17 protein-coding genes and 2 pseudogenes are annotated in these 19,966 nt (G+C 73.2%); 11 read left to right on the forward strand and 8 right to left on the reverse strand.

Features of this window, described 5'->3' with window-relative positions; genetic code table 11:
• Positions 1–143 precede the first annotated feature (143 nt).
• From nirD to DJ476_RS36115, 3 genes and pseudogenes are all read right to left on the reverse strand, one after another.
• Positions 144–524 carry a nitrite reductase small subunit NirD gene (nirD, locus tag DJ476_RS24525; RefSeq protein WP_103416430.1) on the reverse strand — a complete coding sequence of 127 codons (381 nt, stop codon included), beginning with the start codon at positions 522–524 and terminating at the stop codon, positions 144–146.
• Entirely contained in the window at positions 521–3,094 is a 2,574-nt protein-coding gene (gene nirB / locus DJ476_RS24530) for a nitrite reductase large subunit NirB (RefSeq protein ID WP_103416429.1), read from the reverse strand. The genes nirD and nirB overlap by 4 nt, the downstream gene beginning before the upstream one ends.
• A 1-nt stretch (position 3,095) precedes the next feature.
• A pseudogene (locus tag DJ476_RS36115) lies at positions 3,096–3,344 on the reverse strand (NAD(P)/FAD-dependent oxidoreductase); the annotation flags it as partial.
• Between the two features lie 166 nt (positions 3,345–3,510).
• Between DJ476_RS36115 and DJ476_RS24540 the strand changes: the two are divergent.
• A complete protein-coding gene (locus DJ476_RS24540) occupies positions 3,511–4,302 on the forward strand; it encodes a TSUP family transporter (RefSeq protein WP_103416428.1) in 792 nt (263 codons plus the stop codon).
• A 15-nt stretch (positions 4,303–4,317) separates the two neighbouring features.
• Here the strand turns inward: DJ476_RS24540 and DJ476_RS24545 are convergent, their stop codons facing one another.
• From DJ476_RS24545 to DJ476_RS24555, 3 genes are all read right to left on the reverse strand, one after another.
• Positions 4,318–4,950, reverse strand: coding sequence for a class F sortase (locus DJ476_RS24545; protein ID WP_019764932.1), 633 nt, complete (start codon positions 4,948–4,950; stop codon positions 4,318–4,320).
• A gap of 123 nt (positions 4,951–5,073) precedes the next feature.
• Positions 5,074–5,622 (reverse strand): hypothetical protein, encoded by a 549-nt coding sequence (locus DJ476_RS24550; protein WP_112491586.1) that lies wholly within the window; start codon positions 5,620–5,622, stop codon positions 5,074–5,076.
• Positions 5,623–6,117: 495 nt separating this feature from the next.
• On the reverse strand, positions 6,118–6,579 hold the full coding sequence (locus DJ476_RS24555; protein WP_112491587.1) for a DUF5990 family protein: 462 nt from the start codon (positions 6,577–6,579) through the stop codon (positions 6,118–6,120).
• An 89-nt stretch (positions 6,580–6,668) separates the two neighbouring features.
• On the opposite strand from DJ476_RS24555, the gene DJ476_RS24560 reads away from it, so the two are divergent.
• From DJ476_RS24560 to DJ476_RS24570, 3 genes and pseudogenes are all read left to right on the forward strand, one after another.
• Positions 6,669–7,283, forward strand: a complete 615-nt coding sequence (locus DJ476_RS24560) for an NADPH-dependent FMN reductase (RefSeq protein ID WP_103416425.1) — start codon at positions 6,669–6,671, stop codon at positions 7,281–7,283.
• Between the two features lie 62 nt (positions 7,284–7,345).
• Positions 7,346–7,687 (forward strand): annotated as a pseudogene (cutA, locus tag DJ476_RS24565) (divalent-cation tolerance protein CutA); the annotation flags it as partial.
• 10 nt (positions 7,688–7,697) lie between these two features.
• A complete protein-coding gene (locus DJ476_RS24570; RefSeq protein WP_112491588.1) occupies positions 7,698–8,240 on the forward strand; it encodes a gamma-glutamylcyclotransferase family protein in 543 nt (180 codons plus the stop codon).
• 125 nt (positions 8,241–8,365) lie between these two features.
• Here DJ476_RS24570 and DJ476_RS24575 read toward each other — a convergent pair whose 3' ends face one another.
• On the reverse strand, positions 8,366–9,166 hold the full coding sequence (locus DJ476_RS24575) for a SanA/YdcF family protein (RefSeq protein WP_381245249.1): 801 nt from the start codon (positions 9,164–9,166) through the stop codon (positions 8,366–8,368).
• Positions 9,167–9,398: 232 nt separating this feature from the next.
• On the opposite strand from DJ476_RS24575, the gene DJ476_RS24580 reads away from it, so the two are divergent.
• The 3 genes from DJ476_RS24580 (at position 9,399) to DJ476_RS24590 (ending at position 13,191) form a co-directional block, all read left to right on the forward strand.
• Positions 9,399–10,394 carry a sirohydrochlorin chelatase gene (locus DJ476_RS24580; protein ID WP_208853528.1) on the forward strand — a complete coding sequence of 332 codons (996 nt, stop codon included), beginning with the start codon at positions 9,399–9,401 and terminating at the stop codon, positions 10,392–10,394.
• A 53-nt stretch (positions 10,395–10,447) separates the two neighbouring features.
• Positions 10,448–11,806, forward strand: coding sequence for a deoxyguanosinetriphosphate triphosphohydrolase (locus DJ476_RS24585; RefSeq protein ID WP_103416422.1), 1,359 nt, complete (start codon positions 10,448–10,450; stop codon positions 11,804–11,806).
• Between the two features lie 125 nt (positions 11,807–11,931).
• Positions 11,932–13,191 carry an NAD(P)/FAD-dependent oxidoreductase gene (locus DJ476_RS24590; protein WP_112491591.1) on the forward strand — a complete coding sequence of 420 codons (1,260 nt, stop codon included), beginning with the start codon at positions 11,932–11,934 and terminating at the stop codon, positions 13,189–13,191.
• On the opposite strand, the gene DJ476_RS24595 is transcribed toward DJ476_RS24590, so the two are convergent.
• Positions 13,082–14,695, reverse strand: coding sequence for an MFS transporter (locus DJ476_RS24595; protein WP_112491592.1), 1,614 nt, complete (start codon positions 14,693–14,695; stop codon positions 13,082–13,084). The two genes, DJ476_RS24590 and DJ476_RS24595, sit on opposite strands and share 110 nt — an antisense overlap.
• Before the next feature lie 187 nt (positions 14,696–14,882).
• On the opposite strand from DJ476_RS24595, the gene DJ476_RS24600 reads away from it, so the two are divergent.
• The 4 genes from DJ476_RS24600 (at position 14,883) to DJ476_RS24615 (ending at position 19,951) form a co-directional block, all read left to right on the forward strand.
• Positions 14,883–15,500, forward strand: a complete 618-nt coding sequence (locus DJ476_RS24600) for a helix-turn-helix domain-containing protein (protein ID WP_112491593.1) — start codon at positions 14,883–14,885, stop codon at positions 15,498–15,500.
• A gap of 114 nt (positions 15,501–15,614) precedes the next feature.
• Positions 15,615–16,508, forward strand: coding sequence for a class I SAM-dependent methyltransferase (locus tag DJ476_RS24605; RefSeq protein WP_112491594.1), 894 nt, complete (start codon positions 15,615–15,617; stop codon positions 16,506–16,508).
• Positions 16,509–16,589: 81 nt separating this feature from the next.
• The gene (gene dnaG / locus DJ476_RS24610) at positions 16,590–18,539 is read left to right on the forward strand and encodes a DNA primase (RefSeq protein WP_112491595.1); all 1,950 of its coding nucleotides are present in this window, start codon (positions 16,590–16,592) and stop codon (positions 18,537–18,539) included.
• Between the two features lie 215 nt (positions 18,540–18,754).
• Positions 18,755–19,951, forward strand: a complete 1,197-nt coding sequence (locus DJ476_RS24615) for an RNA polymerase sigma factor (protein ID WP_103416416.1) — start codon at positions 18,755–18,757, stop codon at positions 19,949–19,951.
• Positions 19,952–19,966: the final 15 nt, after the last annotated feature.

The following is a 19,966-nucleotide window of genomic DNA, read 5'->3' on the forward strand; positions in this document are numbered from 1 at the left end:
CGTCAGGACTGTACGGGCATGTGGTTGACGTGCCCTCAACAAGCGGTGAACTGTGGACGGCCGGGGCCGGACGGTCACGCCCCCCCGTACCGGCCGGGGCACGCCCCGCACACGCCGGGTCACGCCCCCCCGCACCGGCCTGGTCACTCCACCCGTACCGCGTACACCGGCACCGACACCTCGTCGTCGTCCAGGCAGGCGCCCGTGGCCAGGTCGAACCGCTGTTTCAGCAGCGGCGAGGCCACGAACGGCCGCCCGGCCGCCGAGCCGAGCAGCCCGCGCGCGAGGACGTACGCCCCGGTGAACGGATCCCGGTTGCCGATCGCGTACACCGTGCCCGACCGGTCCATGAACAGGGCCGCCTGCTCGCCGTCCGGCAGCAGCACCGCGGCGCCGCGCCCGGCGCTCAGCACGTCCGTCCCGCAGACCGCGACCCAGCCGCCGGCGTGGGCGATGTGGACGGTGGCCGGAGCGGAGCCCGGAGCGGTGGCGCTCAGGGAGGTGTTCAGCGTGGTGGTGGTCATCGGGAAGAGGTCCCTTCGAGGGTGCGGACGGCGAGCACGGGCCCGGCAAGCAGCTCCAGATCGGGCTTGATCTGGTCCCGCTCCGGGACGAACCTCACCGAGGGGTCGGGGGCGTCGGGGGCGTTGACGAAGGTCACGAACCGCCGCAGCCGTTCCGGGTCGTCGATGGTCTCGGCCCACTCGTCGCGGTAGCCGGAGACATGGTCGGCCATCAGTCTCTCCAACTCGTCGCAGAGCCCCAGCGAGTCATGGACGACGACATCCCGCACGTGCTCCAGGCCGCCGTCGATCCGCTCCAGCCAGGCCGAGGTGCGCTCCAGCCGGTCGGCCGTACGGATGTAGAACATCAGGAACCGGTCGATGAGCCGGACCAGTTCGGTGTCGGAGAGGTCCTGGGCGAGCAGATCGGCGTGGCGCGGGGTGGCCCCGCCGTTGCCGCCGACGTACAGGTTCCAGCCGCCGGCGGTGGCGATGATCCCGAAGTCCTTGCCCCGGGCCTCCGCGCACTCCCGGGCGCACCCGGAGACCGCCGACTTCAGTTTGTGCGGGGAGCGCAGGCCCCGGTAGCGCAGCTCCAGGTCGATCGCCATCCGTACGGAGTCCTGCACGCCGTAGCGGCACCAGGTCTGCCCCACACAGGACTTGACCGTCCGCAGCGACTTCCCGTACGCGTGCCCGGACTCGAACCCCGCGTCGACCAGCCGGGCCCAGATGACCGGCAGCTGATCGACGCGGGCGCCGAAGAGGTCGATGCGCTGGCCGCCGGTGATCTTCGTGTAGAGGCCGAAGTCGCGGGCCACCTCACCGATCACGATGAGCTTCTCCGGGGTGATCTCACCGCCCGGGATGCGCGGCACGACCGAATAGGAGCCGTTGCGCTGGAGGTTGGCGAGGAAGTGGTCGTTGGTGTCCTGGAGCGCCGCCTGCTCCCCGTCCAGGACGTAACCGCTGGCGCCGACGGTCGGGGCGAGCGAGGCGATGACCGAACCGACGGCCGGCTTGCAGACCTCGCACCCCTCCCCGCCGCGCGCCTCCTCCCGGCCGTGCGAGTCGAGCAGGGTGGTGAACGAGGTGACGGCCAGGGTGCGGACGATCTCGTACAACTCGCTGCGGCTGTAGGCGAAGCAGCCGCACAGGCCGGTGTCCTCGCTCTGCGGCAGCAGCTGCCCGATCACCTTGACGCAGCTGCCGCACCCCGTCCCCGCCCGGGTGCACTTCTTCACCTCGGCCAGGGTGGTGTGCTCGCAGATCGCGCCCTTGGTCACGTTGTGGCAGGAGCAGACGACGGCGTCGTCCGGCAGCGAGGACGGTCCCAGCGTCACCGGCCCGCCCGCCCCGGCCGGGAGCACCAGCTGCTCGGGCGCGACCGGCAGGACGCTCCCCGTCATCGGCCGCAGCGTGCCGAAGCTGTCGGCGTCCCCGACCAGCACCCCGCCCAGCAGGGCGCCGTCCGCCCCGATCACCAGCTTCTTGTAGACGCCGGAGCGGGAGTCGGCGTACACCACGTCGAGCGCGCCCTCCGCCGTCCCGTGCGCGTCACCGAACGAGGCCACGTCCACGCCGAGGAGCTTCAGCTTGGTCGACATGTCGGCACCGGTGAACCCGGCCCGCCCGCCACCGAGTACTTCGGCCACGGTCTCCGCCATCTCGTACCCCGGCGCGACCAGCCCGTAGACGCGCCCGTCGGAGGCGAGCGCGCACTCACCGATCGCGAAGACGGCGGGGTCGGACGTACGGCACTCCTCGTCGACCACGATCCCGCCGCGCTCCCCGACCGCGAGCCCGCACTCCCGGGCCAGCCGGTCGCGCGGGCGCACCCCGGCGGAGAACACCACCAGGTCGACGTCGAGCGATGACCCGTCGGAGAGCGCCATCCCGTTCACGGCCCCGTCCGCGCCCGCGGTGACCTCCTGCGTGCCGACGCCGGTGTGGACGGTCAGCCCCATGCCCTCGATCGTCCGCAGCAGCGCCGCGCCGCCGCCCTCGTCCACCTGGACCGGCATCAGCCGGGGCGCGAACTCCACCACATGGGTGCGCAGTCCGAGCCCCTTGAGCGCCCCCGCCGCCTCCAGCCCGAGCAGCCCGCCCCCGACCACGGCCCCGGTCTCCGCCCCCTTCGCGTACTCCTCGATCGCGAGCAGGTCCTCGATCGTCCGGTACACGAAACAGCCCCGGGAATCCTTCCCCGGCACCGGCGGGACGAAGGGATACGAGCCCGTCGCCAGCACGAGCGTGTCGTACGGGAACACCGCCCCGGACCGCGCGGTCACCGTCCGGGCCTCGCGGTCGACGCTCCCGGCCGGGTCGCCGACGTACAGCTCGAAGCCGTGCTCCTCCATGAACCCCGGCTCCACGAGCGAGAGTTCACCGGGGGAGCGCCCGGCGAAGTACGAGGTGAGCCGCACCCGGTCGTAGGCGGGCCGGGGCTCCTCGCAGAGCACGACGACCCGGGCCCGCCCGGCGGCCGGGGTCAGCCCGCGCGCGGCCAGCGCCTCCAGGAACCGCTGGCCGACCATGCCGTGCCCGACGAGGACGAAGGTGGGGGTGGTGGGGCTGGTGGTGTCCGGCATCTCAGTGGCCTCCGTCGTCGGTGAGCAGGTGGAGCAGGGACATGGCGGGCGGCGGCGGTTCGTCGTCCTGCCAGGTGCGGGCGAGCCCGCCGACCGCGCCGAGGCCGCCCAGGAGCACCCCGCCGGCCGGCCCTCCGTCCCGGACGACGACCGTGCGGTACGCGCCCCGGGTGGCATCGGCCGGCCGGACCACGTCGTCGCCCGGCCAGGGGCGGGGGTCCCCGAGGGCGGCGCGGTCGAGACGGGCGCTTCCTCATGGGAAAGAGCCGAGACGGGCGCTTCCTCATGGGAAAGAGCCTGGAGGCCGGGTGTTACCCGGCAGCATCCCACCGGTTTCCCGGACGGAACCGTGCGCTCAGCGCCGCTGGACAGCCCCTGTGAGTTCCGGCTTCCGGCGCCCCTTTAGTGTCGAGGACATGCCCGACATCACCCTGACCACCCTGGTCCTCCTCTGCCTCGCCGCGGCCGCCGCAGGCTGGATCGACGCGGTGGTGGGCGGCGGTGGGCTGCTGCTCCTGCCCGCCCTGCTGCTCGGCCTGCCGAACGTCCCCGCCGCCCATGTCCTCGGCACCAACAAGGCCGTCGCGATCGTCGGCACCTCGGGGGCCGCGATCACCTATGTGCGCCGGGCCCCGGTACGGGTGGGGCTGGCGGTACGGGTGGGGCTGATGGCGCTGGCCGGTTCGATGGGCGGGGCGTTCTTCGCGGCCGGGATCAGCAGCGATGTGCTGCGCCCGGTGATCATGGTGGCGCTGCTCGGGGTGGCGGCGTTCGTGCTACTGCGCCCGTCGTTCGGCACTGCCGCGGCGGGGGACACGGACACCCGGCCCGTGACCCGGGCCCGGATCGTCACGGCGGTCGTGCTGGTCGGCGGCGGGATCGGCTTCTACGACGGCCTCTTCGGCCCGGGGACCGGCACCTTCCTCGTCCTGGCCCTCACCGCCGTACTCCACCTGGACCTGGTGACGGCGTCCGCCACCGCCAAGATCGTCAACGTGTGCACGAACGCGGGGGCGCTGGCCATGTTCGCCTATCAGGGTTCGGTCCTGTGGCAGCTGGCCGCCGTGATGGCCCTCTTCAACCTGGCGGGCGCGATGGCGGGGGCCCGGATGGCGCTCGACCGGGGGAGCGGCTTCGTCCGGGCGGTGCTGCTGACGGTGGTGTTCGCGCTGGTGGCGAAGCTGGGCTACGACCAGTGGACGGCGTAGCGACGTACCTCGGGGTCACCGCACATCGGTGAGATGGGCGTAGGCCACCACGTTGCCCTGGTAGCCGGTCTCCTTGGAGAAGCCGCCGCCGCAGGTGATCAGCCGGAGCGAGGCGTGCGGGGAGTCGCCGTAGACGCGCTGGTCGGGGAAGTCCTTGTTGTCGTACACCTCGATGGCGTCGATCGAGAAGACGGCGGTGCGCCCGTCCTCGCGGACGACCTCGACACGGGTGCCCTTGGTGAGGGCGCCGAGGGCGTAGAAGACGGAGGGCCCCTCGGCGTTGTCGACATGCCCGGCGACGATCGCGGTGCCCTTGGCGCCGGGCGGGACCCCGTCGGCGTACCACCCCGCGAGGTTGCGGTCCTCGTCCGGCGGCACGTCCAGGCTGCCGTCGGCCCCGAGCCCCAGCCGCATCATCGGCGCGTCGACGTCGATGCTCGGGATGCGGATGCGGACGGGGTCGGAGGGCCGCAGCGGTTCGGCGACCGGGGAGCCCGGCTGGAGCTCGGGCCCGGCGGCGAAGGCCTGGGCGCTGGAGGGCTGCGGCGGGATCAGCTGCTCGCCGGAGCCGTTCTGGACGAGCCAGATACCGCACAGCACGGCGATGCCGACGAGCCAGCCTCGGGCTTTCTGCGCGCTCTGGGACACGGGGAGTCCTGGGGGTGAGCCGTGGGGTTTCGCGGACGAGGCTGCCCGGGCCGGACGCGCGGGGGAGCGCGCCGGGCCCGGGAGCAGGGGACCTTGCCGGCCGTGTCGGCCCGGCTGCCTGCCTCAGCGGCCGCTCTCGGCGCCGGGCTCGGTGCGGCGGCGCAGCAGCCAGAGTCCACCGACGGCCGCCAGACCGATCACGCCGACGCCGAGGGCGACCTGCGTGGAGTTGGGCTCGACGCTGCCGCCGACACCGGTCCGCACATGGCCGGACGGGCGCTGGTGGTCGGGCTTCTCGTGCTTGCCGCCGCCGATCACCTTGAGATCCCCGACGGCGTCCTTGCCGTTGTCGCAGGTGACGACGATCTCGTAGACGCCGGCCCGGGTGTCGTGCGGCACCCGGAACTGGCCGACGAGGACCTCCTTGTGCGTACCGCGGCGGAGTTCGAAGTCCCCGGCGTCCAGGGAGTTGGCGTCACCGATGCCCGACCCCTTGGGGCCACAGGCGGTGGTGTTCACGGTGACGGTGGCGCCGGGGGGCGCGGTCGCCGGGGTGATCTCCAGCCGGCCGAAGTTGTCCGCGTACGCGGACGGGGCGGCGGCGAGACCGAGCGCTATGACGGTGACCGCGGCGGTGGCGGTACCGGTCACGAGGCGGGCAGGACTGCGCATGGGTTCCTCCGGGCAGACGGCGCGAGCGGTTGTGTCCTGCCCCCGACCTAACGGCGGGTCGCCACCGCATGCCTTCTGACACCGGATCAGCTTTCACCCGTACGGCCCGGCGGGGCGCCCTTGCCGCCGAGGATCGCCGCAGGTCAGGGCGGTGCGACTGGTCCGTTCGGTCCGTGCTGGCGGTCCGGGTGCCGAACGAGTGAGCCTCGAATCCGCAATGTGACTCAGATCACACACATGCCTTCCCGGGGTGGGGGCACACGCAAGACACCCCCCCACGGGACGGATTCCCCCCGCCCCCACGGCACCCGCCCCCACCCGGCCCACCCCCCCTGGGCCCGGTGGGGGCGGTGTCACGTCCACGGGTTCACCGCCCGGCTCATCACGGCGCCCTCGCCCGGCTCACTGCGGGTGCGTCGCCCGGCTCGTCGCCGCGTCCTCGCCCGGCTCGCTACGGGCTCGCCGCCCGGCTCGCCGCCGGGCTCGCCGCCGTGCTCAGGAGTCCGCGCCCGCGCTCCAGGAGATCGCCGGCGGCCGCACCCGGCCGCACAGCGGCTGCCCCTTCCCGTCGGTCAGCCCGAGCCGCCCGGTGAGCCGCCCGGACCGCACGGCGGCTTCCAGGACCTCCGCCTCGATGTCACTGAACATCAGCTTGGCGCGCCGGAACATACTGAACACCCCGGCCTCGTCCACCGTCCCCCACGACAGATAGACGAACCGCCCGCCCAGCCGGTTCTGGATGTACGGCCCCGACACCACGACCCCGTCCGCCGTCTCCTTGACCGCGCACTCCAGCGTCCACGCAGCGCCCGGAGCGTCCCCGGGGCAGAGCCCGAGCAACTCCCCGGGCCGGTCCTTGCGCTGGACGCCGACGTGAATGTTCTCGAACCCGGGAAAGTCGGAATCCGGCCCACAGGTGCGACCGGGAAGCGCCGATGCCTCGATATGGATCTGCATGGGTCCATGGTCCGTCACGACGGGCCATGGGCGGCGCGCGTCGGCCGCTACTTGACCTCAACCAAACTTGAGGGTCAAGGCTCGGGGGCATGGACACCACACCCGCACCCACGACCCCTGCCACTCCCCGCCCCCTCAAGGTCGCCGTCATCCTCGGCAGCAACCGGGAAGGCCGGTTCGGACCCGTCGTCGCCGACTGGTTTCTCGGCCGGGCCGGGCGGTACGAGGGGATCGAGACCGAACTCGTCGATGTCGGGGCCGCCCGGCTGCCCGACGCGCTCTCCTTCCAGCCCGGGCCCGAGGAGGCCGCCAGGGTGGGGGCCGTTTCGGGGCGGCTGGCGGCGGCCGACGCGTTCGTCGTCGTCACGCCGGAGTACAACCACTCCTTCCCCGCGCCCCTCAAGAACCTCATCGACTGGCATCACACCGAATGGCAGGCCAAGCCCGTCGCCTTCGTCTCGTACGGAGGGCGGTCCGGCGGGCTGCGGGCCGTCGAGCAGTTGCGGCAGGTCTTCGCCGAGCTGCACGCCGTCTCCGTCCGCGAGACCGTCTCCTTCCACGGCGCGCACGCCCTCTTCGACGGGGACGGCAACCACCGGGACCCGGCCGAGGCCGACGGGGCCGTCAAGGCGCTTCTCGACCAACTGGTCTGGTGGGGCGAGGCCCTGCGGGAGGCCCGGAACCGGCGTCCGTACGGCGGCTGACCCGTGCGGGGACGACAATCGGTGCACGGGCAGGAGCCCGCCGTATCCGAGGAGACCGAACGATGACAGCGCCGCCGCCGGCATGGCTGACCGTACTGACCACGACCGACAGCGAGGAGAAGGCCCACGAGCTGGCGCAGGGGGCGGTGGAGGCCCGGCTGGCGGCCTGTGCGCAGATCTCCGCGCCCGTCACCTCGGTCTACCGCTGGCAGAACGCCATCGAGTCCTCCGAGGAGTGGCAGGTGCTGTTCAAGACGGCGGGGGAGCGGTACGAGGAGTTGGAGGCGTACCTCCTGGCGGCGCACGACTACGAGAACCCCGAGGTCATCGCCGTCCCCGTCATCCGTGGCAGCGCCCGCTACCTCGGCTGGGTGACGGCGGAGACGGCCCCGCAGCCGCTCTGTGACGGCGGCCATGAGTACCCCGCACCCGGGCTCCCCGCCCACCGACGAGCTGCCGTTCTTCGTCTACGGGACGCTGCTCCCCGGCGAACCCAACCACGAACTGTTCCTCCGGGGCCGTACGACGGGGGAACGGCCCGCCGTCCTGCCCCGGGCCCTGCTGTACGACGGGCCCGGCTACCCGTACGCCATCGACGGCCACGGCCGGGTCCATGGCACCCTGCTCACCGCCGTGCCCGGGGTGTACGGCGAACTGCTCGGGCTCCTGGATCATTTGGAGGAGTACCTCGGCCCCGGTCACCCGCGCAATCTGTACGAGCGGGTCGTCCGGGAGGTCGAGCTGCCGGGGGAGAGCGGCGCGGGGCGAGGCGGTGAGGCGGCGGGCGGCGCGGGGCAGGGCGGCGTCGAGGTGGGTGGCGAAGGGGCGGGGCCGGTGCGGGCCTGGGTCTATCTCGCCGCTGCCGCCGTCACCCGGTCCCTCCGGACCGGCGGCAGCCTCATCGACGGCGGGCGGTGGGTCACCGGGCGGTCTCCAGGCGGACCGCGCACACCTTGAACTCCGGCATCCGCGACACCGGGGCCGGCGTCGGGTCGGTCAGCGTGTTGGCCCGGCCCTCACCCGGCCGGTGGAGCGGCATGAACACCCGGGAGCGGGGAGCGCCGGAGCCACCGCCCCTCAGGTCAGCGCGACGCCGACGCCAGCGCCTCCGCCACGCCCCCCTCCTGCGGGCCCAGGAAGTGCGGGTCGGGGCGGAACAGGGCTTCCAGGGCCGCCTTCCCCGACGCGGCCAGCTCGCGGGCACCGCCGTAGTACCACGTCGCGTCGCGGGGCTCGTCGACCCCGACCCCGTACGCGTCGATCCCCGCGGAGCGGCAGAGAGTGGTCGCCCGGTGGATGTGGAAGCCCTGGCTCACCAGCACCGCCCGGTCGACCCCGAATATCCTCCTGGCGCGCACGCACGAGTCCCAGGAGTCGAACCCCGCGTAGTCGCTGACGATCCGGTCGTCCGGCACCCCGCGCTCGGTCAGATACGTCCGCATCGCGTCCGGCTCGTCGTACTCCACGCGGCTGTTGTCCCCGGTGACCAGGACGACCTTCGCCTTCCCCGTGCGATACAGCTCGGCCGCAGCGTCCAGGCGGTGGGCCAGATACGGGGTCGGCCGGCCGTTCCACAGCCCGGCGCCGAACACCATGACGACCTCACCGGCCGGGGCGTCCGCCGTGGTCCCCACCCGGTCGCCCGCACCCAGCCGCATCCAGGTCGCGGGCAGCAGCGCCAACACGCACAGGGCCATCACGCCCTGCACGGCGAGCCGTCGGCCCCGCCGGGAGCGCGGCAGCCGCAGCGGTGGGAGCCGCAGCCGCACCCGTCGCAGCCGTGGCCCGTGTCTCCCGTCCCTGTCCCCGGCCCTTCGCACCCCTAGCAGCTTCCCTACCGCTCGTGCTGCTCGTGCTTCCTGTCCCCCTCGCACCCGTCGCATGCGAGCCCCCCTCGTCGTCCGTACCGTCTCCGTACCGTCCTGCGGTCTCACCTCACCTGACGAGCGAAACGCCCGAAAGGTTCGCCGATCGACAGATACGGGTGCAGGCCCCACCCCCACACACCCGCAGCCCCCCGCCCGCACACCGGCAGACCCTCCGCCGTGAGCCGGCGGAAAACCTCCGTGACCCTCACGCAACGGCCCGGCAACCTCCGCCCGGCACCATCGGTCCATGACGGAGCCGCCCACGCAGCACTCCCACCGGCCGCCGCACCCGCCCTCGCCCCCGTTCTCCGGAACCGGAGGGACCCACGGCCACACCACCGTGCCCCTCGACAGCACCGCGCAGCTCCTCACCCGCGTCACCGCCCAGCTCTCCACCCAACTCAGCCTCGTCTCCCGGAACGGAACCCGCCGACCCATGGACCGCACCCGGCCCCCCGCCGCAGCAGGCGGCCCGCCCTCCCCGTACGCCCCCGGCGACGCCCCGCCCACCCTCCTCGTCGTCGCCCACGGCAGCCGCGACCCGCGCGCCCTGCGGACCGTCCTCGCGCTCCTGGACCGGGTCCGCGAACTGCGCCCCGGGCTCGACGTCCGGCTCGGCCACATCGAGCTGAACCGGCCGCTGCTCCCCGACACCCTGGACGGCCTGCGCGGGGCCGACGCCGTCCTCGTACCGCTGCTCCTGGGCCGCGGCCACCACGTCAAGCACGACCTGCCCGCCGCCGCGGCCGCCGCACCCTCCGTACGGACCCGGATCGCCGCCCCCCTCGGGCCGCACCCCCTCCTGGTGGAGGCGCTGTACGGGCGGCTCGTGGAGGCGGGCTGGGGCGCCGCCGACCAGGGCGACCGCCACGCCGCCGTGGTCCTCGCCGCCGCCGGGTCCCGCGACCCCGACTCCGCCCAGGACACCCGGCGTACGGCCCGCATGCTCGAAGAACGGCTCGGTGGGGTGCCCGTCGTCCCCGCCTACGCCTCCGCCGCCACCCCCACCGTCCCCGCCGCGCTGCGCAGGCTGGCCGCCCGGGGCCGCCACCGTACCTTCGTCGCCTCGTACTTCACCGCGCCCGGCCGCTTCGCGAGCGCCGCCGCCGGGGCAGCGCCCCGCACCGCCGCCCTTCCGCTCGGCGCCCACCCCGCCATGGCCCGCCTCCTCCTCCACCGCTACGACCAGGCCGTGTCGGCCACCGCCCCCGCCCAGGCAGTGAGGTTGCTCGCTTCCGCCTGACTCCCCGGCCCGCTCACGGCGCGTTGTCGGTCCCGGTCGCTACTGTCGGAACCATGGACGGCACACAGGGCGTACGCGGGGCGGAACAGACACACGGCACGGAAGGTGCCCGGAGCACACAGAGCGGGACGGGGCCGGTGCCGTACGGGCCGGCCGACACCGAGCGGTTCGACACCGAGCCGGACAAGCGACCCGGCCGCACCGCCTTCCAGCGCGACCGGGCCCGGGTGCTGCACTCCGCCGCGCTGCGCAGGCTCGCCGGGAAGACCCAGGTGGTCACGCCCGGCACCCGCTCCCACGCCTGGGACGCCAGCCCCCGCACCCGCCTCACCCACTCCCTGGAGTGCGCCCAGGTCGGCCGGGAGCTGGGCGCGGTCCTCGGCTGCGACCCCGACCTGGTGGAGACGGCCTGCCTCTCCCACGACATGGGCCACCCGCCGTTCGGCCACAACGGCGAGCAGGCGCTCAACGACTTCGCCTCCGACTGCGGCGGCTTCGAGGGCAACGCCCAGTCGCTGCGGCTGCTGACCCGCCTGGAGCCCAAGCGCTTCGTCCACGACCCGCGCACCGGCGAACTGGTCAGCGTCGGCCTCAATCTGACCCGGGCCGCCCTGGACGCCGCCACCAAGTACCCCTGGCCGCGCGGCGCGCACCCCACCGACCCGCACTCGGTGAAGTTCGGGGTGTACGCGGACGACCTCCCGGTCTTCGAGTGGGCCCGCAAGGGGGCGCCCGAGGACCGCACCTGCTTCGAGGCCCAGGTGATGGACTGGTCCGACGACGTGGCGTACTCGGTGCACGACTTCGAGGACGGGCTGCACGCCGGGCACATCGACCCCAACTGCCTCTACGCCGAGCCGGAGCGCGAGGAGATCTTCGCCGTCGCCATCGGCCGGTACGTCCCCGCCGACACCGACCCCCAGGAGCTGGCCGAGGCACTGGACCGGCTGATCGACCAGGAGTGGTGGCCGCACGGCTACGACGGCTCCGCCGTGGCCCAGGCCCGGCTGAAGGACGCCACCAGCCAGCTCATCGGCCGGTTCTGCACGGAGGCCGAGACGGCCACCCGCGCGGTCCACGGCCCCGGTCGCCTCACCCGCTACGGGGCGGAGCTGGTCGTTCCGCGCACGGTCCGCAACGAGTGCGCGGTCCTCAAGGCGGTCGCCGACCGCTATGTGATGCAGCGTGCCGAGCAGGAGACCCTCCGCGCCGACCAGCGCATCGTCATCGCCGAGCTGGCCGCCGCCCTCACCGCCCGGGCCCCCGAGGGCCTGGAGCCGCACTTCCGCGCGCTGTTCGACCAGGCGACCGACGACCACGCCCGTAAGCGGGTCCTGGTCGACCAGATCGCGGCCCTCACCGATGCCTCCGCACGATCCCTGCACGCCGCGCTCACCGAGCGCCGGGGCTGAGGGGCAGACTGGAAAGTGACCACTGGGGGTGACCTGTTCGGGGCACACCCTCTTTCGTCATCACGCTGCGTGCGGGACGCTCGCAGCCGGGGGCGCCGCGCAGCACAGTACTGAGGAGGCATCAAGTGGTCGACGCACATCGGACATTCGTCATCGTCGGAGCGGGACTCGCAGGGGCGAAGGCGGCCGAAACGCTCCGCGCGGAGGGGTTCACCGGCCGGGTGATCCTCATCGGGGACGAGCGCGACCACCCCTATGAGCGGCCACCGCTCTCCAAGGGCTACCTCGGCGGCAAGGAGGAGCGCGACAGCGTCTTCGTCCACGAGCGCCCCTGGTACGCGGGCGCCGACATCGAACTCCACCTCGGCCAGCCCGTCACCGCCCTCGACCGGTACGCGAAGACCGTGCAGCTCGGTGACGGCACCGTCATCCACTACGACAAGCTGCTGCTCGCCACCGGCTCCGAGCCCCGCCGCCTCGACATCCCCGGCACCGACCTCGCGGGCGTCCACCACCTGCGCCGCCTCGCCCACGCCGACCGGCTGCGCAATGTGCTCGCCGCCCTCGGCCGCGACAACGGCCACCTGGTGATCGCCGGAGGCGGCTGGATCGGCCTGGAGGTCGCCGCCGCCGCCCGGGGTTACGGGGCGGAGGTCACCGTCGTCGAGCCGGAGGCCACCCCGCTCCACCAGGTCGTCGGCCCCGAGCTGGGCCAGATCTTCACCGAACTGCACAGCTCGCACGGCGTCCGCTTCCACTTCGGTGCCCGCCTCACCGAGATCACCGGCCAGGACGGCATGGTGCTGGCCGCCCGCACCGACGACGGCGAGGAGCACCCCGCCCACGATGTGCTCGCCGCGATCGGCGCCGCCCCGCGCTCCGCCCTCGCGGAGGCCGCCGGGCTGGAGATGGCCGAGCGGGCGCAGGGCGGCGGCATCGCCGTGGACGCCTCGCTGCGCACCTCGGACCCGCACATCTACGCCGCCGGGGACGTCGCCGCCGTCGCCCATCCGCTGCTCGGCGTCCGGCTGCGCGTCGAGCACTGGGCCAACGCCCTCAACAGCGGACCGGCCGCCGCCCGCGCGATGCTCGGCCAGGAGGTGACGTACGACCGGGTGCCGTACTTCTTCTCCGACCAGTACGACCTGGGCCTGGAGTACTCCGGCTGGGCGCCGCCCGGCAGTTACGACGAGGTGATCATCCGGGGGGACGCGGGGAAGCGGGAGTTCATCGCGTTCTGGCTGAAGGACCGCCGCGTCCTGGCCGGGATGAACGTCAACGTGTGGGACGTGACGGAGACGATCCAGGAGCTGATCCGGGCCGGTCAGCAGCACGATCCGGAAGCGCTGGCCGATCCGTCGGTCGAGCTGTCGTCCCTGCTCTGACCACCTGCGCGGGGGCCGGGGCGGGCGCCCCCGGGGCCGGGCTCTTCGGGCCACGGAGGAGTACGAGAAGGAAGAGTGCGGCCATCACGGCGACCCCCGCCCACATGGCCTGCTGCCAGCCGTCGACGAAGGACCGCTGGGCGGCGTCCAGGAGCGCCTGGCGGTGCGGTCCCGCGCTGCCTGCCGCCTCGACCGCGTGGGCGACACCCTCGCGCGCGGTGTCCGCCGCGCCCTCGGGGATGCCGTCCAGCCGGCCGTCCACAGCACCGCGGTAGCCGGCCGACAGCAGCGCACCGAGCAGGGCGACCCCCAGCGCGGTGCCGAACTCGCGGGTCACGTCGTTCAGTGCGGACGCCACACCCTGGCGCTCACGCGGCAGAGCGGCGGTGATGGCCTCGGTGGACGGAGTCATCGCCAGCCCCATGCCGAGGCCCATGGCGAGCATGCCGGGAAGGATCGACAGATAGCCGCCGCCCACGGAGACGAACAGGGCCATCAGCGCCAGTCCCGTGCCGCCCAGCGCGACCCCCGCCGCCATGGTCGTACGGGCCCCGACCCGTGCGGCCAGCCGCGGGGCGAGCCCGGACGTCAGCATCATCAGGACGGCCATCGGCATCAGCGCCAGGGTGGACAGCAGCCCGGACCAGCCCAGCACCGCCTGGAGGAACGGGAAGAGCACCACGGCGATTCCCGCCTGCACCCCGAAGACCACCAGCAGCGTGACCGAACCACCGGCGAGCCGCCGCTCACGGAAGAGCCGTACGTCCAGCAGGGCACTCTCCCGGCGGCGCAGCTCCCGGGCCACGAAGGCGGCGGTGGCGAGAGTACCGACGGCGAGGGCGGAGAGGGTGACGGGGTCGCTCCACCCCTTCTCCGGCCCCTCCTGGAGGGCGAAGATGAGGCCGGTCACGGCGACGACCGAGGCCAGCGCGCCGACGGTGTCGAAGGAGTGCCCGGTCCGCTCACGGGAGTCGGGCACCGAGCGCACCGTCATCGCGAGCGCCACCACGATCAGCACGACCGGCAGGACGAACAGCCACCGCCAGCTCGCCACGTCCACGAGCAGCGCGGAGAGGAACATGCCGATGATGCCGCCGCCCCCGGCGACCCCGGTCCAGACGCCGATCGCCCTGCCGCGCTCCTCCTCGGGGAAGGTGGAGGTGATCACGGCCAGCGTGATCGGCATGATCATCGCCGCCCCGGCCCCGCTGAGGACCCGGGCGCCGAGCATGATCTCCGCCGTCGGCGCCAGCCCAGCCAGCACGCTCGCGGCGCCGAAGACGGTCAGCCCGGCCACCAGCATCGGTTTCCGGCCGATCCGGTCACCGATCGCGCCGAGCGGCAGCAGGAGTGCCGCCAGGGTCAGGGTGTAGATGTTGATGATCCACAGGACCGTGGACTGGGAGGCGCCGAACTCGACGGCCAGCTCGGTCTGGGCCACGTTCAGCCCGGAGACCGAGGCGATGACCGCCATCAGCGCGACCGAGACGGCGATCAGGATCATGCGGAGCTGAAGCGGACCGGGCGGGTCCGGTTCGACGGCCCCGGGGGTCCCAGGCCCGGGTCCGGCTCCGGATGGCGCGCCCGGCGCGGGCGGATGGGTTCTCATGGGTGCCTCTCACGTCGTAGGGGGCCCGGCTGTTCCGGACCCGCGCCACGACGCTAGGCGCGCTTTGCGGCCAAGGCATACGATGTTGCGCATGGAGCAAAATGATGGCGACCTGGACAGCCTCGTACGCAAACGCATCCGCGCCCTGCGGGTGGCGCAGGGCTGGTCCCTGGAGGAGCTGGCCGGTCGCGCGAACCTCAGTCAGTCCTCGCTCAGCCGTATCGAGAACGGGCAGCGCCGCCTCGCCCTGGACCAGCTCGTCACCCTCGCCCGGGCCCTGGACACCACCCTCGACCAACTGGTGGAGACCGCCTCCGACGACGTCATCACCAGTCCGATGATCGACGGCGCCCACGGGCTGATGCGCTGGCCCGTCAAGGGCGACCCCGGTATGACCGTCGTACGGCAGCGGATGACCGAACCGCCCCCGGACAACCCGGCCCGGATGCGCGCCCACCCCGGCCGGGAGTGGCTCGTCGTCCTCTCCGGCACCGCGACCCTCATGCTGGGCCACCGCCGCTTCCGCGTGGAGACCAACCAGGCCGCCGAGTTCCCCACGATGCTGCCGCACGCCATCGGGGCCGAGGGCGGTCCGTGCGAGATCCTCGGGATCTTCGACCGCGACGCCCGCCGCGGCCATCTGCGCGAGGGTCGGGGCGCCGCGAAGGACTGTGCGCCGGACCTGCCGAACACGACATGACGCCAAGGGTGCGTACGGGCTCCGCTTGCGCGCCCCGCATCGGCAGCGGCCGACTCCTTGCCAGTACCGGGAGAGTCCGTGCCGTATGCGCATGATCGCCTTAGCGTGGGCCCCATGACGCACGCACACACCACGCAGGCACCCACCCACGCCCACGGCCACACCCACGGCCACGCCCACACGTCGGACCACCACGGCGAGGCGGAGATCCTGGAGCTGGACGCCCAGGTGCTCGCCGAGCACACCGCCGCCCTCATCGACCGGCTCCCGCTCCAGGCGCCGCCCCGCCGGATCGTCGACCTCGGCTGCGGTACGGGAGCGGGTACCTTCGCCCTCCTGGACCGCTTCCCCGAGGCCCACGTCACCGCCGTCGACACCTCGGCCGCGCACCTCCAGCGAGTACGCGAGAAGGCGTGCGCCCGGGGCGACGAGGGGCGCGTACGGACCGCGCAGGCCGACCTCGACGCCGCCGACTGGCCCGACCTCGGCACGCCCGACCTGGTGTGGGCGTCGGCCTCGGTGCACCACATGGCCGACCCCGACCGGGCCCTGCGCACCGTCCACGGCCTGCTCGCCCCCGGCGGGCTCCTCGCCGTGGTGGAGCTGTCCGGCTTCCCCCGCTTCCTGCCCGCCGACACCCCCGAGGAGCGGCCCGGCCTGGAGGAGCGGTGCCACGAGGCGAGCGCCCGCTTCCACGCCGAGCACGTGCCGCACCGGGGCGCCGACTGGGGCCCGAAGCTGACCGGGGCCGGGTTCACGGTCGAGGACGAGCACGTGATCACGGTGAACATCGGCCGGACGGAGGAGCCCAGCGCCGAGACGATCGGCGCCTACGCCCTCAACAGCCTCCGCCGACTGCGCCGCAGCGTGGCCGACGCGCTCGCGCCCGAGGACCTGGCCGCGCTCGACCGGCTGCTCGACACCGGAGGCCCCGGCTCCCTGCTGCGCCGCGACGACCTCGCCGTACGGACCGAACGCACCGCCTGGGCCGCCCGCCGCCCGGCCTGACCCGCCGCACGGGCGCGCACGCGGCGGGGGCCGGAACCCGGCGGGCGTCAGGCTGTCCGACCTCACCCGTAGACTTCATCCGTGGCCGGCAGGATCAACGATGACGACGTGAAGGCGGTACGGGACGCGGTCCCGATCGACTCCGTTGTGTCCGAGTACCTCCAGCTGCGCAGCGCGGGCGGCGGAAACCTCAAGGGCCTCTGCCCCTTCCACGACGAGAAGTCCCCCTCCTTCCAGGTCAGCCCCGGCAAGGGCCTGTTCCACTGCTTCGGCTGCCAGGAGGGCGGCGACACCATCGCGTTCGTGATGAAGATCGACCACCTCTCCTTCTCGGAGACGGTCGAGCGCCTCGCCGCCAAGGCGGGCATCACCCTGCGGTACGAGGAGGGCGGCTACAACCCCTCCCACCAGCGCGGCGAGCGGATCCGGCTGATCGAGGCCCACCAGGCCGCCGCCGAGTTCTACGTCCGCGCGCTGGAGAGCCCCGAGGCCGAGATCGGCCGGAAGTTCCTCGCCGAGCGCGGCTTCGACCAGGAGGCCGCAGCCCACTTCCGCGTCGGCTACAGCCCGGCCGGCTGGGACCACCTCACCCGCTATCTGCGCGGCAAGGGCTTCAGCGACAAGGAGCTGATCACCTCCGGCCTCTCCCAGGACGGCCGTCGGGGCCCCATCGACCGCTTCCGCGGCCGGCTGATGTGGCCGATCAGCGACACCGCGGGCGAGATCGTCGGTTTCGGCGCCCGCAAGCTCCGCGACGACGACAACGGCCCGAAGTACCTGAACACCCCCGAGACCCCCATCTACAAGAAGTCCCAGGTGCTGTACGGCATCGACCTGGCCAAGAAGGACATCGCCAAGGCCAGCCGGGCCGTCGTCGTCGAGGGGTACACCGACGTCATGGCCTGCCATCTCGCCGGGGTCACCACCGCCATCGCCACCTGTGGCACCGCCTTCGGCAACGACCACATCAAGATCCTGCGCCGCCTCCTCATGGACAACGGCAGCGCCCGCGTGATCTTCACCTTCGACGGCGACTCGGCCGGTCAGAAGGCCGCCCTGCGCGCCTTCGAGGACGACCAGAAGTTCGCCGCCGAGACCTACATCGCCATCGCCCCGGACGGCATGGACCCGTGCGACCTGCGCCTGGTCAAGGGCGACGACGCCGTTCGCGACCTGGTCGAGCCGCGCACCCCGCTCTTCGAGTTCGCCCTGCGCCAGATCGTCGGCCGGTACGACCTGGAGACCCCGGCGGGCCGGGCCGCCGCGCTCGACGAGGCCGCCGCCGTCGTCGCCAAGATCAAGACCAGCAGCGTGCAGCGTGAGGTGGCGGTCCAGCTCGCCGGGTTCGTCGGCATCCTGGACCAGGAGTTCGTGGTCCGCCGCGTCGCCCAACTGGCCCGCTGGGCCCGAGACAAGGGCGGCGAGGGCCGGGGCGGCGACGGGCGAGGCGGCCGGGGCCCGGGCCCCCAGGACCGCCGTGGAGGCGACCCCCGGTCCGCCCAGGCCTACCCGGCCCCCGCCGGCCGCACCGCCTCCACCGGTCCCGCGCTCCACCTCCGCAGCCCCGCCCACCGCACCGAGCGCGAGCTGCTGAAGCTGGCCCTCCAGAAGCCCGCCCTGGTCTGCCCGGCCTTCGACGCGTACGGCGCGGACGAGTTCACCGCCCCGCCCTACGCCGCCGTGCGCCGGTGCATCGAGGAGGCGGGCGGCGCCGAGCGCGGGCTCGGGGACAGCCGCGAGTATCTGGTCGCCGTCATGGACGCGGCCCCCGACGACACCGTGCGCAACCTCGTCACCGAGCTGGCGGTCGAGGTCTTCCACGGCAAGACGATCGACGAGAACTACGCGGGCGTCCAGCTCGTCCAGGTCCGGCTGCGCGCCGTCGACCGCCGCATCGACGACGTACAGAGCAGCCTCGCCCGCCTCGGCAGCAACGTGGCCCCCCACGAGCTGGCCGCCGCGCAGAACGAGGTCTGGGTCCTCCAGCAGTACGCCCAGTCCCTGCGGGCCCGGGGCGCCGACGCGCTCTGAGCGCGCACGGCCCGCTCCGACCCGGGAGTAGTAACCGCCCGGTGACCGACCGGAATCAAAAAGTCCCCGCACGCCCCTCGTGACAACCCTGTGCCGTGCCCCACACTGGGGCTGCCAGAGTCATCGGAGTGCGCGGGCCTGATCTGTCTCGACCCAGGGCACCGGCGCGGACCTCCGTCCCGTCATCAGGCAGCGATCACCTGGAGGTCGCCCCCGTGCAGACCCGGACCGTGACGAGCACGACCGAGCACATGTCGGTGATTCCCGCACAGAACCGGGCCGTCCGCCACCCGGAGAACCCCCGGGAGAGCCTTCCGGACAGCTCCCGGGAGAACCCTCCGGAGAACCCGCAGGGGAGCCCCCGGGAGAACCACCCGGAGACCGCGGCCGACCCGCCCGCGCGGGCCACCGAGGCGGTCATGAGCGCATCCGAGGCCGTCATGGAGGAAGCGGAAGACGCCCCCGAACCCCGCGAGGCGCGGAACCGGGCGGAGAACGGCGGCCCCACCTCCGACCTCTTCCGGCAGTATCTGCGCGAGATCGGCCGCATCCCGCTCCTCACCGCCGCCGAGGAGGTCGAGCTGGCCCGCCGCGTGGAGGCCGGGCTCTTCGCGGAGGAGCGGCTCGCCAGCACTCCGGACCTGGACTCCCGGCTGGCGGGCGACCTGGACCGGCTCGTCGTCATGGGCCGCACCGCCAAGCGCCGGCTCATCGAGGCCAACCTCCGCCTGGTCGTCTCCGTCGCCAAGCGGTACGTGGGGCGCGGGCTGACCATGCTCGACCTGGTCCAGGAGGGGAACCTCGGGCTGATCCGGGCGGTGGAGAAGTTCGACTACGCCCGGGGCTACAAGTTCTCCACGTACGCGACCTGGTGGATCCGCCAGGCCATGTCCCGCGCCCTGGCCGACCAGGCCCGTACGATCCGCGTCCCCGTCCATGTAGTGGAGCTGATCAACCGGGTGGTCCGCGTCCAGCGCCGGCTGCTCCAGGAGCGCGGGTACGAACCCACCGCCGACGAGGTGGCCGCCCAGCTCGACCTGACCCCGGAGCGGGTCACCGAAGTGCTGCGCCTGGCCCAGGAGCCGGTCTCCCTGCACGCCCCCGTCGGGGAGGAGGACGACGTCTCCTTCGGTGACCTCATCGAGGACGGCGACGCCGCCTCACCCGTCGAGTCCGCCGCCTTCCTGCTGCTGCGCGAACACCTGGAGGCGGTCCTCTCCACCCTCGGGGAGCGCGAACGCAAGGTCGTCCAGCTCCGGTACGGCCTGGACGACGGGCGGCCCCGCACCCTGGAGGAGATCGGCCGGATCTTCGGCGTGACGCGCGAACGCATCCGCCAGATCGAGTCCAAGACCCTCAGCAGGCTGCGGGACCACGCCTTCGCCGACCAGCTCCGCGGCTATCTGGACTGATCCCGGGTCGGCACC

It is taken from the genome of Streptomyces bacillaris (genome assembly GCF_003268675.1).
In the GTDB taxonomy this organism is placed as follows: Bacteria; Actinomycetota; Actinomycetes; order Streptomycetales; family Streptomycetaceae; genus Streptomyces; species Streptomyces bacillaris.

Excerpts from the sequence above, each read along its gene's own strand:
- nirD (WP_103416430.1), bottom strand. The coding sequence starts at position 524 with ATGACCACCACCACGCTGAACACCTCCCTGAGCGCCACCGCTCCGGGC.
- DJ476_RS24555 (WP_112491587.1), bottom strand. The coding sequence starts at position 6,579 with ATGCAGATCCATATCGAGGCATCGGCGCTTCCCGGTCGCACCTGTGGG.
- nirB (WP_103416429.1), bottom strand. The coding sequence starts at position 3,094 with ATGCCGGACACCACCAGCCCCACCACCCCCACCTTCGTCCTCGTCGGG.
- DJ476_RS24600 (WP_112491593.1), top strand. The coding sequence starts at position 14,883 with ATGTTGCGCATGGAGCAAAATGATGGCGACCTGGACAGCCTCGTACGC.
- DJ476_RS24540 (WP_103416428.1), top strand. The coding sequence starts at position 3,511 with ATGCCCGACATCACCCTGACCACCCTGGTCCTCCTCTGCCTCGCCGCG.
- DJ476_RS24580 (WP_208853528.1), top strand. The coding sequence starts at position 9,399 with ATGACGGAGCCGCCCACGCAGCACTCCCACCGGCCGCCGCACCCGCCC.
- DJ476_RS24605 (WP_112491594.1), top strand. The coding sequence starts at position 15,615 with ATGACGCACGCACACACCACGCAGGCACCCACCCACGCCCACGGCCAC.
- DJ476_RS24550 (WP_112491586.1), bottom strand. The coding sequence starts at position 5,622 with ATGCGCAGTCCTGCCCGCCTCGTGACCGGTACCGCCACCGCCGCGGTC.
- DJ476_RS24575 (WP_381245249.1), bottom strand. The coding sequence starts at position 9,166 with ATGCGACGGGTGCGAGGGGGACAGGAAGCACGAGCAGCACGAGCGGTA.
- DJ476_RS24595 (WP_112491592.1), bottom strand. The coding sequence starts at position 14,695 with ATGATCCTGATCGCCGTCTCGGTCGCGCTGATGGCGGTCATCGCCTCG.
- DJ476_RS24560 (WP_103416425.1), top strand. The coding sequence starts at position 6,669 with ATGGACACCACACCCGCACCCACGACCCCTGCCACTCCCCGCCCCCTC.
- DJ476_RS24570 (WP_112491588.1), top strand. The coding sequence starts at position 7,698 with ATGAGTACCCCGCACCCGGGCTCCCCGCCCACCGACGAGCTGCCGTTC.
- DJ476_RS24585 (WP_103416422.1), top strand. The coding sequence starts at position 10,448 with ATGGACGGCACACAGGGCGTACGCGGGGCGGAACAGACACACGGCACG.